Source organism: Pedobacter quisquiliarum (genome assembly GCF_014642175.1).
Lineage (GTDB): Bacteria > Bacteroidota > Bacteroidia > Sphingobacteriales > Sphingobacteriaceae > Pedobacter > Pedobacter quisquiliarum.
On record NZ_BMIL01000008.1, the window covers coordinates 101,687 to 113,771 of the forward strand.

At 44.8% G+C, this 12,085-nt stretch carries 12 protein-coding genes; 6 read left to right on the top strand and 6 right to left on the bottom strand.

Annotated features, from left to right (window positions below; genetic code table 11):
* Positions 1 to 38 precede the first annotated feature (38 nt).
* Complete coding sequence (locus IEW69_RS12700) at positions 39 to 767, top strand: head GIN domain-containing protein (protein ID WP_188627241.1); 729 nt, start codon at positions 39 to 41, stop codon at positions 765 to 767.
* Here the strand turns inward: IEW69_RS12700 and IEW69_RS12705 are convergent.
* The 4 genes from IEW69_RS12705 to IEW69_RS12720 all read right to left on the bottom strand — a co-directional run bounded on the left by IEW69_RS12705 (position 764) and on the right by IEW69_RS12720 (position 4,809).
* Positions 764 to 1,777 carry an aldo/keto reductase gene (locus tag IEW69_RS12705; protein ID WP_188627242.1) on the bottom strand — a complete coding sequence of 338 codons (1,014 nt, stop codon included), beginning with the start codon at positions 1,775 to 1,777 and terminating at the stop codon, positions 764 to 766. The genes IEW69_RS12700 and IEW69_RS12705 overlap by 4 nt on opposite strands.
* 24 nt (positions 1,778 to 1,801) lie before the next feature.
* A complete protein-coding gene (locus IEW69_RS12710; RefSeq protein WP_188627243.1) occupies positions 1,802 to 1,981 on the bottom strand; it encodes a hypothetical protein in 180 nt (59 codons plus the stop codon).
* A 73-nt stretch (positions 1,982 to 2,054) separates the two neighbouring features.
* Positions 2,055 to 3,080: a lipid A deacylase gene (locus tag IEW69_RS12715; RefSeq protein ID WP_229663613.1), complete on the bottom strand. Its 1,026-nt coding sequence runs from the start codon at positions 3,078 to 3,080 to the stop codon at positions 2,055 to 2,057.
* A 1-nt stretch (position 3,081) separates the two neighbouring features.
* Positions 3,082 to 4,809, bottom strand: coding sequence for an ArnT family glycosyltransferase (locus IEW69_RS12720; RefSeq protein ID WP_188627244.1), 1,728 nt, complete (start codon positions 4,807 to 4,809; stop codon positions 3,082 to 3,084).
* A 121-nt stretch (positions 4,810 to 4,930) separates the two neighbouring features.
* Between IEW69_RS12720 and IEW69_RS12725 the strand changes: the two genes are divergently transcribed.
* On the top strand, positions 4,931 to 6,391 hold the full coding sequence (locus tag IEW69_RS12725) for a M20/M25/M40 family metallo-hydrolase (protein WP_188627245.1): 1,461 nt from the start codon (positions 4,931 to 4,933) through the stop codon (positions 6,389 to 6,391).
* 104 nt (positions 6,392 to 6,495) lie between these two features.
* Positions 6,496 to 6,942 (top strand): KTSC domain-containing protein, encoded by a 447-nt coding sequence (locus IEW69_RS12730; RefSeq protein ID WP_188627246.1) that lies wholly within the window; start codon positions 6,496 to 6,498, stop codon positions 6,940 to 6,942.
* Positions 6,943 to 7,037: 95 nt separating this feature from the next.
* Here IEW69_RS12730 and IEW69_RS12735 read toward each other — a convergent pair whose 3' ends face one another.
* Complete coding sequence (locus IEW69_RS12735; protein WP_188627247.1) at positions 7,038 to 8,009, bottom strand: YihY/virulence factor BrkB family protein; 972 nt, start codon at positions 8,007 to 8,009, stop codon at positions 7,038 to 7,040.
* A 157-nt stretch (positions 8,010 to 8,166) separates the two neighbouring features.
* Between IEW69_RS12735 and IEW69_RS12740 the strand changes: the two genes are divergently transcribed.
* On the top strand, positions 8,167 to 8,604 hold the full coding sequence (locus IEW69_RS12740) for a DoxX family protein (protein WP_188627248.1): 438 nt from the start codon (positions 8,167 to 8,169) through the stop codon (positions 8,602 to 8,604).
* An 8-nt stretch (positions 8,605 to 8,612) separates the two neighbouring features.
* On the opposite strand, the gene IEW69_RS12745 is transcribed toward IEW69_RS12740, so the two are convergent.
* Positions 8,613 to 8,846 carry a hypothetical protein gene (locus IEW69_RS12745; protein ID WP_188627249.1) on the bottom strand — a complete coding sequence of 78 codons (234 nt, stop codon included), beginning with the start codon at positions 8,844 to 8,846 and terminating at the stop codon, positions 8,613 to 8,615.
* 99 nt (positions 8,847 to 8,945) lie between these two features.
* Between IEW69_RS12745 and IEW69_RS12750 the strand changes: the two genes are divergently transcribed.
* Positions 8,946 to 9,548, top strand: coding sequence for an LEA/WHy family protein (locus IEW69_RS12750; RefSeq protein ID WP_188627250.1), 603 nt, complete (start codon positions 8,946 to 8,948; stop codon positions 9,546 to 9,548).
* 47 nt (positions 9,549 to 9,595) lie between these two features.
* Positions 9,596 to 12,046 (top strand): PIG-L family deacetylase, encoded by a 2,451-nt coding sequence (locus IEW69_RS12755; RefSeq protein WP_188627251.1) that lies wholly within the window; start codon positions 9,596 to 9,598, stop codon positions 12,044 to 12,046.
* Positions 12,047 to 12,085: the final 39 nt, after the last annotated feature.

Genomic DNA, 12,085 nt, shown 5'->3' on the forward strand with positions numbered 1-12,085 from the left:
TTAATATGATGTACGTCTTAGTAGTAAATCTGAAAAACATGAGAAAACTATATCCTTATTTATTAGCAGCCGTTTTAACCGGTGCTGGTTTGCAGGCAAACGCTTCACTTCCGATCGTCATCAGTAAATCTGAGTTAAAGGCTAACCCGGATGTGCGCAACTTTCAGGGTCTAGCGGTACAAGGCCCGATTCAGGTGTTTGTTAAATTTGGTAATGTAGAAAGTATGCGCCTGGAAGGGGATGAAGATGTGCTAGCATCCCTGGTATCTGAGGTAAGGGGGAATGTGTTGGTCATCCGTCCTAAGCCGAGTGTTACCAGCTGGGCAAAAAAATACGAGAACAAGAAGATTGTAGCTTACGTAACTGCGAAAACGCTGACCAGTATTACCATGAGCGGTAATGGCACAATTGACATTAGTGGTACGGTGGAGGCTGCGGAGCTGACAACAACCCTAAGTGGCAGCGGCCGCGTGACGGCCAATGTAGATGTGGATAAACTCACAACAGTACTTAGCGGTTCGGGCCATCTGGATGTTAAAGGCAAGGCCGAACGTGCAGATATAACCATGAGCGGTGCTTCACGATTTGCAGGAAAAAACCTTAAAGTAGATGTGCTAAACACCAGAATGAGCGGCGCTGGTCAGGTTGAAATTCATGCAGACGAGTCTATTGATGCATTGATCAGTGGTTCTGCACAGGTGAACTACAGCGGGAATGCCAGCGTTAAAAAACGCGTCATTGGCTCTGGCGGGGTAAATAAAATTTAATGCGGAAAGTTACGCTGGTGCCAGTATGGGTAAACCGGCGTAACTGCTGATACCTCATCCAGTCGGGAAATCTGCTCGGCGCTCAATCGCCAGCCGACAGCGCCGAGATTTTCTTTTAGTTGCTTTTCATTTCTGGCACCAACAACTAAACTGCTTATGGTAGGCTTTTGCAGCAGCCAGTTCAAGGAGATCTGGGAAATGCTCTTTCCGGTCTCTTGCGAAATTGATTCCAGTACATCAACAATGTTGAATAGGAATTCCTGTTCAACATCGGGACCCTGGCCGCCACCCTGACTATAACGGCTGTCTGCAGCCGGCATAGGATGTGACCTGTTGATTCTTCCACTTAACCGGCCTGAAGCAAGTGGACTCCATACAATTGTACCCACTTTCTGGTCTATTCCCAGGGGCATCAGCTCCCATTCAAATTCTCTATTGATCAGCGAGTAATATGCTTGATGTGCGACATACCTGCTCCATCCGTAACGCTCAGAAACGGAGAGCGATTTCATGAGGTGCCATCCGGAGAAATTGGAACAGGCAATGTACCGCACTTTACCTTGTGTCACGAAGTTATCAAGCGTGCTTAACGTTTCTTCCACGGGTGTACTGGCGTCAAAGCCGTGCATGTGGTAGATGTCGATGTGGTCTGTATTTAAACGTTTGAGGCTATCTTCAAGTGCTTTCGTGAGATGGTACCGCCCGGATCCGAAGTCATTTACACCTGGTCCCATGCGGAAAGTACCTTTGGTGGAAAGGATATAGTCATGTCTCGAGATGCCTTTTAAAGCTTGGGCAAGGATTTCTTCAGACATGCCATTAGAATAGCTGTTGGCGGTGTCAAACAAGTTCATGCCGGCATCAAGACATAAGTTAATCAGTTGCCTGGCTTCCTCAACCTGGGTGGTTCCCCAAGCCTTAAAGAATTCATTACCGCCACCGAATGTAGCCGTACCAAAGCTGAGGGCCGGAACATGCAGCCCCGAGCCCCCTAGAATTTTATAGTCCACAGTACTTTTTTGCTAATCTTAACCTTATCTGGATTGTTCAATGTATGATGGCTGGGTAATTTCAGATGCAGCACGCGGCGTCTGTTTATTACACTGGCCTAATGCCCAATAAATAAGCACAAAAATGATAATCGTAGAGAAGCATCCTCCCCCCAGTTTCTTGGCACCATAGCCTGCAATCAGCGTCTTGAAAAATCCATTCATGTCTTTTTAGTTTATGTTAATATTAGTTGATTAACACTATAAAAGAATAAAAGGTTTTTGTCTAATGCTGAGCCTACCTGAGCTTTTTAGATCCGGATATGTTGTACCTCAGGAAGAAGGCTTGCTGGTTGTCCATTATACCATCTGCATAATGATATGTGAAGACGAACCTGCCACTGATGTTCTTGAACAGGATTGGTGTCCATCCTAAATCAATACGGTTGTATGTTTTAGCATCGTAGAACTTATCCCCCAGAATCAAATGGTGACCTTCACCAGCATAGAAAGTGTTGGTAATGCTAAATCTTTTGTAGCCAAGATAAAGATCAGCAACAAAGCCCTTTGGTGTTACAAAATCAGAGACACTCCTGGTTCTCTCGAAGGACATCATGCCACCGGCAGCAATGGTCAACGAATCCAGGAAGGTTGATTTAGAAAGGTCCACACCAAGCTTTACAGTCGCCGCACCATTGTCTTGCAAGTTATCGCCTGGCACTTCAATCGCAGCGCCCGCATTGTGGAACATGTAAGCGTGGTGACTAATAAAAAACTTGTTGGGTTGGTATTTACCGGACAGTCCGAAAATAAAAGTTTCCCGGTCGATGTTTGTCTGTCTGCTGGTCCAATCCAGCCAGATGATTTCCCGAAAGGTTGAGGTTTCATACCTGCCCAGCATCCCTTGTACATTCGGGCGATAGTAATTCAGGGTGTCGGACAGTAATGCACGTGGATAATCGTCTACGAGGTTTTGACGAGGGAAGGATCCAATGAAGAAATCAACATTTTTCTTCTCGTATTGGTAGTAGATGACCGGTTCTATTTTGTCGAAGAAATTAGCACGTTGAGAACCGAATTCATACAGCGCGTTGAAGCCCACGCGTAGGCGGTGCACACTATCGATCCTCAATCCGACCTCAGGAGAAATTCTGGTGCCAAAAATCGTTTGTGAGTACCGCCCGGACTTCATGTATTCGCGGTTATCCATGAAGCCGAAGAAACTGAGGTTGCCTTCCAGCTCCTGAGCAAATGTGGAACCTGCGCTGAATATAAGTATGGTTAGGAGTAGGAATCTTCGTAGTGAAGCGATGGTGTGGTTCATATTATTTAACATTGACGTTGATCATGCTGCTGTTTCTGGAGCCGGGAAAGGGAGCTGTTTTTAGGGCAATAAAAAGCTTGTACTTCCCAGGTGTTTTCGGCGCCTGGATTTTAATGGTGAATTGGGTGGTGCCGTGTGCTGGAATCTTCAGTTGCTTATAGGCTTCTGATACGTTGGAAACCTGCACAACCTGTCCGGATTGGTAATAGCCATAGAGTAGTTCTACCGGGCTTTCATCAGCAATGTCTTCAAAGCGTACTTCCTGATCGTAGGGGTTTTCTATTTGAAAGGTAATCTCCCGAAGCTCAGCTGTGTTCCAGTCATCATTGTAATGTAATGGGCTGAATTGAAGTTTCTGGTACAGCCTTACCTTATTGATAAATTTTCCGTAGAACTTCGCCTTGTTAGTCGGAATGGAGAACTGCTCCGCCCCATCAGCAAAGGGATGATCCAGTACATACAGCACCTTTTTGAATTGAAGACTGTCCTCTATTGGCCAGATGTCGAACTGGGTCTTACGGTATCCATAGGAATTGTTGCCAAAGCCATCTAACGTGTTGTTGTAGTAATTGTAATAAGCAGGTGCCTGAAAGCCATCCTGAAATATCACCGGATTGCCCTCTGCTGCCTGTGCGATGCTATTCGCCCAATCCTGGTATCCATAATAACTGGCTACAAACTTAACTTTCTGTAGACCCTCGGGTGCCGCCATCAGGACTAATCGGGCGACTAAAATTAAGCCGATGTTTACGGTAAACAGGATTTTATAGGTCTTGTTTAATCCCCCCCGGGCAATGTGTATATAAGCCAGGATGAATAAGGGTATAAATTCGATCAATGGCCAGTGCGCCTGAACCCTGCCCTTGAAGGTGTTAAGGAAAAAGAAAATGAAGACACCGATCACCAAAAATCTTAAGCCACTTAAGAACAGGTCTTGATTCGCTTTTTGTTTCCATGCACTTGAGATCAGGTACCAGCCCATAATGGGGCCCATCATCAGCAATTGGTCGACAAAGTATTGTGCGGTGTACTCGAACTTGTAAGGACTGGCCGATCGTTCAAACAGGTGATAATGAATAGAAGGGTAGTCGTTCAGGTATTGCCAATAGATGTGCGGGGCAAATAAGGCGAATGCAACAACCATGGCTATCCAGAAAGAGCCTTTGGTAAAGAGCTTTAAATTTGAAAGTAGTACAAAGAATATAACAAGTACACCATGATATTTGCTGAGCAGCAATGCCGCTGCAAGTATACCTAAGGCTAGCGCCCAGCCAAAGTTGTAAGACTTCAGATATTGCTGGTAGGCATACAAGAACAAGATCGTAAATAAGTAGAGCGGCGAGTCAGGTGTGGTAATGAAGCCATAAACATGAAATATCAGCACAGAGCTGAACAGCAGTATAAATAAGGCGCCGTTCTTGGTATAAGGCTTAACAATTTGCCACAACACGAAGATGGAGAGGGTATTGGTGATGACTGTAACCAACCTTAAGCTTAATGGATTATGTATAATCCAGTCGCCTGCCTTAATGTATAAAGCGACCATTGGCGGGTGGTCGAAGTAACCCCAGTCCAGAAACTTGGAGTACATCCAATAATAGGCTTCATCCGGGTGTAAACCGGTGAATAGGGCCTGAAGCAGGTTAATTAGAAACCAGGTGCCAAGGAATACATAAAGTAATTTCGTGGAGGGTCGGCCTTGTTCAAGCCGCTGGAATAAAGGTCCCATGTATAAAATTATGGCGTAAAAGTATCAATTAAAATTGGTAGCGGAAATTATACAATGGCTAACGCGGCCGGGCTGGCTGGTACATGCTCATTTTTTTTATATTTGAGTATAGAATTTAATTATGAGGATAAATCAACCTACCAGACTACTTATTGCATCCGCTTTAATGTGGAGTTTTTCTGCAACAGCGCAGGATAATTTTGGTCCCGTATTCAGCCGAATTAATTCGGAAGTACAGCAAAATTCAAAAGCTTATCCAAACCTTAAATCGGCAACTGAAACCATTGGTCATCGCTTAACAGGTTCGCCCAATGGCGCCAAGGCAGAGTCTTACGCTTACGATCTTTTGAAATCTTACGGGTTTCAGGTGCGCTATCAGCCATTTGAAGTTGAAAGCTGGAATCGCATAAGTGTGGAAACGAAGATTGGCAATGAAGGTCGTTTGGAAGCCGTGAATGCGGTTACGCTGGCACATTCACCAGTAAAAGCGAGTGTCACTGCTGAGCTTGTAGATATGGGTAATGGAACAGCGGCTGATTACCTGGCAAATCCTGATAAGGCAAAGGGCAAAGTTGCGTTGATATTCCTGGGTACTTTGCCGGGCTCTCCTGAAAATACGCCCAGGTTGCATCGTTCGGAGAAGACAGCGCTAGCTACCCAGCATGGCGCCGTAGGTGTTGTCATCATCAACGGTGTTAAAGGTGATGTGCTACTTACGGGTACCGCTTCCGTTACCGGTAAGTTGATTCCGATTCCTGCAGTTTGTATAGGCCTTGAAAATGGAATGCGGATTAAGGAAACCATGAAACAAACCAAACAGTTCGCCAGTATTAACATGACGAACTTCTCGGGGATGATCAAAGCCCGGAATGTTATTGCAACGCTGAAAGGAAATGACCTTGCTGACGAGAAGATTGTGGTCGGCGGCCATCTGGATAGCTGGGATCTTGCCACAGGTGCAATCGATAATGGTATCGGCTCTTTCGCTATCCTGGATATGGCTCGGACATTCAAGAAGCTTAATCTGAAAACAAAACGTACGGTAGAGTTTGTGATGTTTATGGGTGAGGAGCAAGGCTTGCTGGGTTCAAAGGCCTATGTAGAACAGGCGAAAAAGGATGGTACATTGGGGAAAGTGAAGTTCATGCTGAACTATGACATGACGAATGATCCTAAAGGATTTACGACCGGAAGAAAAGAAATGGAAAGTCTGTTTAAGTCCTGGGGAGCGGACATTGCTAAATTAGACACAGGCTTCAAAAATATCTTTGCCGCTGGCGCTGGCTTGCACAGTGACCACCAGCCTTTCATGCTTGCTGGTATTCCTACAGGTGGCGGAACAGGTGGTAAATTGCCGAATAACTCCGGACCATACTACCATTCTAATGGCGATTCTTTCAAACTGGTAGACGAACAGGAGCTTAAGAACACCGTAAGATATAGTGCAATGCTAACATATGCACTGGCAAATACACCACAGATACCAGTAAAGGTGCAGACGGAGGAAGAGATAAAGTCGTTTTTACAGGCAAATAAATTGGAAATACCGTTGCGGATTGCTGGTGATTGGCGTTGGGACTAATCCCTTAATATATAATCAGTTATTAGCTTGTGTGGGAGCATAAATAATCCTACCTTTGCAAACTCGTTTTTAAGGCGTAGCAACACGCTGCTAATAACCACAATATGAAGAAAATCGTCGATTACAGAAAATTATTAGGTGTACAAAAAGATACCGAGTTAAAAGAGCTTAAAACCATTTATAGAAACCTGATGAAGGACTGTCACCCTGATAAATTTCAGGATAATGACGAGGAGAAGTTAGCTGCGGAGCAAAGAAGTAAGGAGATTATTGAAGCTTACCATTTTCTGGTAAGTATTGCGCCGGAAACCCTTTCGCTTTCTATTGAAGAATATACGCAGACCACGGCTACTTGTGGGATAGCGGATTTTTCATGGGCTGGATTGGTGCTAACTGTTCAATTCTTAGATGGCAGCAGCTACGAGTATTTTGAAGTTCCTAAAGCGGTTTACGTAAAGCTTGTTAATGCAGATTCACCGGGAAGATTTGCAAGAAGACACATCTTCAATGTTTATCCATACCGCAATATTGCTAAACTTGCAACAGCTTAATTAAGCCTTGCACAATCAAGTATAAGAATTAGCGTCTTTATTACGAGCGTTAATTAGATGACGGGGAGATCGCGAAAGTGACCTCCCCGTTTTTTTTAGCTCTTTTTCTCCTGTTCCTTAACGGTAGTCGGTTTATCTGCATTTGCCTGCACCGGAGCATCGCCTGTTTCAACTTCAACCTGACGGGTGGTTACCGCATAGTGGTTCGGATGTATCGGAGAGCCAAAATCCATTGCATAAGCTTTGGTAAATTCAGCACCGAAGTATAGTATAATAGAAGAGTAGTAGGTCCAGAGTAGCAGTACCACCAGGGATCCTGCTGCGCCATAGGTACTACCGACATTACTTTTGCTGATGTAAAATGAAATACCAAATTTCCCAATCATAAACAGCACTGCAGTTACGATAGAACCTAGTGCTACATCGCGCCATTTGATTTTTGCATCTGGAAGCACTTTGAAGATTACGCCAAAAATGAAAGAGATCACGACAAGGGTGATTATTTGACCGACCACGTTCACAACAATCACCGAGGTATCTTCGAAATTGCGGAACAACCGATCGCTCAGGCCTTCAATCAACCACGTCACGCCTAGGGAGACTAAAAGAATGAAGACTAAACTCACGATTACGGAAAAAGATAAAAAACGGTTAAGCAACATCTTCATGAGGCCCAGTTTTGGTTTAGGTTTCAAGCCCCATATGGTATTGATGGAGTCCTGAATCTCGGCGAACACCGTTGTGGCACCCACCAGTAGGGTAACTGCTCCTATGATGATGGCAATTGTACTTCCGCCACTTATGGCTGCATTTTTAATAATATCTTGGAGTGATTTAGCGGTGTCTGCCCCCATGAAACCTTCCAGCTGCCGGTAAACTTCACCTTCCATGGCTTCTCTGCCGAGGAAAATGCCGCAGATGGAGATTATTAGGATAAGCAGTGGCCCCATTGAAAATACCGTGTAGTAGGCTAAAGATGCACTAAGCTTGGTAACCTTATCATCTGAGAAGCCGGCGAATGAATCTTTAAGTAGTCGCCATATGTCTTTAAACTTCATTTTTTTCATAGTATGCATTTTTAGGTTGATTATGGAACAATGTTGCAACCTTTTAGTTTTACCGCGATTTTATTCTTCTGTTTAAGCATATTCTTCGCTTTTTGTTTAAAAATGTTCTTGAATAAATAAAATGATATATTTACAGTTATACATTAAAGCTTAGACAATGAAGAGAATATTCAATACATCCTCAAATCAAACTGTTGTGAATGCCGCGCTACTGATTTTAAGAATTGGTATTGCTTGTTTCATGCTTACCCATGGATGGCCAAAGCTTATGAAGCTGCTTGCTGGCGGAGAAATCCAGTTCTTAGATCCATTTGGTCTGGGCGCTATAGCATCTTTTGTGTTGGCGATTTTTGCAGAAGTGCTGTGCTCGTTTTTGCTTCTTTTTGGCCTCGCGACAAGATGGGCAACGATCCCATTGATCATTACCATGCTGGTTGCAATATTTGTGGCGCATGCTGCTGACGGCTTTCAGAAGCAGGAATTACCTGGCCACTATGTGCTGGTGTACCTATTCTTATTGCTCGTTGGGCCCGGCAAGTACAGCCTCGATTACTTTATAGGTAGGAAACTAAGTCGTAAGTACAGGGCTTTTTAAACCTGGGATCAGCGATCCGCCTTTAGCTTGAGTTCAAACTCAATCAGCTTTCCAATTTCCGAAATGTCAAAATCAAGAAAGCGCGGGGCAAAGTCACCGGTGCTCCATTGACCTTTGGAGCCCATAAAAAAAGGACAATTCTCTCCATCTTTGGAGATTTCATAGCCATTAGGGGTACCTTTCATTTCTGAAACATCGTAGTTTGTGCCCTTGGCAGTTGTTATTTGGAAAGGCTTCATCATACTGTTTTCTAGTTAACGATTTAAGCTCTACAATGTTTTATCTCGCTCATGTAAATGCAAATACCTAATATTACCGTTATAATAGTTTAGACATAACATATGAAGAAAATATTAGCCTTTGGGATCGTGCTGTTGGTACTGTGTGGTTGTGGTGTGAATAAGCAGGCGCAGCAGATCGCGGCACTTGAAAAGTGTAAATACAAGTTGCTATCCGCTGAACAGGTTACCCTTGGCGGTACAAACATTGCCAGTTTCTCAAACTTGCAGGACATCAATTTAGCGAGTTTACCAGGACTTGCATTAGGTCTGCTTACGCAGGATGTTCCATTAAAAGCCAGGCTCAATCTTGAAATCACCAATCCGACGAGCACCGCTGCGGCAATCAATGATTTCGAATATAAAGTGCTCATTAACAATCAGGAGCTCGCCACGGGCTTAGTGAATCAACTTGTGGATGTTCAGCCTGGTGGCACAACCGTAGTACCCGTCAATGTGAACCTGAATGCTTACCGCTTTATTTCCAACAAACAAGTGATGCAGGAAGTTGCTGCCTTTTTACAGTCGGGAACGGATTCAGTAGCGCGTAAGGGTATGCTGACGCTGAAGATTAAGCCCAGTATTAAAGTTGCTGGCGCATTGGTAAAGTACCCAGGATTTCTTACCATTGATAAAGAGATTAGCAGTAAAGTGCTTTTCAAATAACCAAAAACCAAATATTTACCGACACCAAGATTCGCGATTGAAGCTGTATGAAAATAAAAGTGCTGCCTTTCTACCTATTTGTTCTTTTCCCATTCTGTCTAAACGCGCAGTCTCAGCGGTCCTATAATGCTGCAGAGATAAAACAGGGGCTGGAAGCTTTAAGTGTTACCGGCAGGGTGTTGTATATCGCAGCGCACCCGGATGATGAAAATACAAGGCTTTTAGCCTATTTGTCCAAAGGCAAGAAGTATAAAACGGCATACCTTTCTTTAACCAGGGGAGATGGGGGACAGAACCTTATTGGTACTGAGCAGGCTGATCAGCTTGGCTTGCTTAGAACGCAGGAGCTCCTTGCTGCACGGCAAATTGACGGTGCGGAACAATTTTTTACCCGTGCCAATGATTTCGGGTTTTCTAAGACGGCAGAAGAAGCACTGCGCTTTTGGGATGAAAAGAAAATTCTGAGCGATGTGGTCTGGGTAATCCGCAAGTTTCAGCCGGATGTAATCATTACCCGCTTTCCCGGCGACGAACGTGCTGGCCACGGAGCGCATGCGGCATCTGCAATCCTTGCTGAAAAGGCCTTCAGCGCCGCTGCCGACCCGCGGCAATTTCCGGAACAACTTGCTTACCTGAAGCCATGGAAGACCGGGCGTATCGTGTGGAATACGTTCAACTTTGGGGGAACCAACACGATTACAGCCGATCAACTTTCGATGGACGTTGGTCAGTACAATGCCTTGCTTGGGCAAAGCTATGGTGAGATTGCAGCAGACAGCCGGTCAAGGCACAGAAGTCAGGGTTTCGGCTCAGCAAAGCAGCGTGGTTCCGCAATGGAATCTTTCCAACATCGTGCCGGTGTACCTGCAAAGAAGGACTTGTTTGAGGATGTTGATGCCAGCTTGAACAAATACCCTGGGCTTAAAGATGTACAATTCCTCATCAACGATATTAATAAACGGTACCGTGTAGAAGCCCCTTACGAATCTATAGCGCAATTGCTTCAGCTAAAGACGGCGACCGCTAAACTGCCGTTTGATCACGTAAAACTGGATGAGCTGATTTTAGCTTGTGCCGGTATCTGGATAGAAGCGGTGAGTGCACATCCGGCATACGGCGTAAATGATTTGATGACCTATGAGTTGCAAGCAATATCGCGCCTGCCAAGCGGATCGCCGCTGAAAGTAGAGCTGCTGGTTGATCGCGAGGATCCAATAGAACTCAAGCCCGGCAATTTAATCCGCTTGAACCGGGCCTTGCCAGACAGTGCCCGAAAACTTACACAGCCCTATTGGCTTGCCAATCCACATGGTATAGGTGCATATGTGTTTACAGGTATCGAAAACTTAGGTGCACCTGAGAATAAAGCACCTTCAGCCGGGGATGTAGCCATTAAAATTAATGGAACCCGCATCGCTGTGGATCGCTCCATCATATACAAATATGCAAATCCGGCGGTCGGAGAGATTTACCAGCCTTTAGTTATCGCCCCGCCGATTACCGCAACGCTTCAGGAAAAAGCTTATGTATTCAACAACCAGACTCCAAGGAAAATATCAGTTTCGATCCGGAGCTTCATCAAGAATGCTAAAGGAAAACTTGAAATTAAAGTACCAAAAGGATGGAACGTTGCTCCTTCCAGTATAGATCTTAATTTAGCTGAGAAAGGCACGGAGGAAATTTTAGACTTCACCGTAACACCGAATGAAAAAGCTACTTCCGGGAAATTGGAGTTGCAGATCGTAACTGCAGGGGAGACATATAACAAGGGGTTCCAGCAGATTGCATATGAACACATACCTGTGCAAACACTGTTCCCGCAGGCAGAAGCAAGGCTGGAGCAGCTGGATCTTAAATTCGCCGGAAAACAGATTGGCTATGTTGCAGGTGCAGGGGATCTCATTCCGCAATCACTTAAACAGGTCGGGTATGAAGTTACCATGTTGGATGCAAATCTGCTGAATGGAGATCTATCCAGATTTGATGCAATTGTAACTGGGGTGAGGTTGTACAACATCAACGAGGATGCAGCAGCAATGCAGGCCAAGTTGATGGCTTACGTTAAGAACGGCGGCACGCTGGTTCAGCAGTACAACGTGAATAATCCATTAAAGATCAGTCAAATTGGTCCGTATCCATTTACAATAACACGCGACCGGGTTACAGAAGAAGATGCGGACGTATCGTTCTTAAAACCTGATCATGCGTTGTTAAACTACCCCAATAAGATTACCCAGAAGGACTTCGAAGGCTGGGTTCAAGAGCGCGGTATTTACTTCGCCAGTAATCTGGATGAAAAGTATACGCCAATTCTACGTATGGGCGACAAAGGTGAGCAGCCTTCCAACGGTTCGTTAATCATCGCAGAGTATGGAAAAGGTAAATACATCTATACCGGCCTGGTATTTTACAGAGAGCTTCCTGCGGGGGTGCCAGGGGCGTATCGCTTGTTTGTAAACTTGCTCTCCGCAGGCGCAAAAAGCACGGACAAAAAATAGTCTTGCCCCGAAACAGGAGAATAATATAAAGTAGGAGGA

Coding starts and splice junctions, on each gene's coding strand:
- IEW69_RS12700 (WP_188627241.1), top strand. CDS start 39: ATGAGAAAACTATATCCTTATTTATTAGCAGCCGTTTTAACCGGTGCT.
- IEW69_RS12710 (WP_188627243.1), bottom strand. CDS start 1,981: ATGAATGGATTTTTCAAGACGCTGATTGCAGGCTATGGTGCCAAGAAA.
- IEW69_RS12715 (WP_229663613.1), bottom strand. CDS start 3,080: ATGAACCACACCATCGCTTCACTACGAAGATTCCTACTCCTAACCATA.
- IEW69_RS12720 (WP_188627244.1), bottom strand. CDS start 4,809: ATGGGACCTTTATTCCAGCGGCTTGAACAAGGCCGACCCTCCACGAAA.
- IEW69_RS12725 (WP_188627245.1), top strand. CDS start 4,931: ATGAGGATAAATCAACCTACCAGACTACTTATTGCATCCGCTTTAATG.
- IEW69_RS12730 (WP_188627246.1), top strand. CDS start 6,496: ATGAAGAAAATCGTCGATTACAGAAAATTATTAGGTGTACAAAAAGAT.
- IEW69_RS12735 (WP_188627247.1), bottom strand. CDS start 8,009: ATGAAAAAAATGAAGTTTAAAGACATATGGCGACTACTTAAAGATTCA.
- IEW69_RS12740 (WP_188627248.1), top strand. CDS start 8,167: ATGAAGAGAATATTCAATACATCCTCAAATCAAACTGTTGTGAATGCC.
- IEW69_RS12745 (WP_188627249.1), bottom strand. CDS start 8,846: ATGATGAAGCCTTTCCAAATAACAACTGCCAAGGGCACAAACTACGAT.
- IEW69_RS12750 (WP_188627250.1), top strand. CDS start 8,946: ATGAAGAAAATATTAGCCTTTGGGATCGTGCTGTTGGTACTGTGTGGT.
- IEW69_RS12755 (WP_188627251.1), top strand. CDS start 9,596: ATGAAAATAAAAGTGCTGCCTTTCTACCTATTTGTTCTTTTCCCATTC.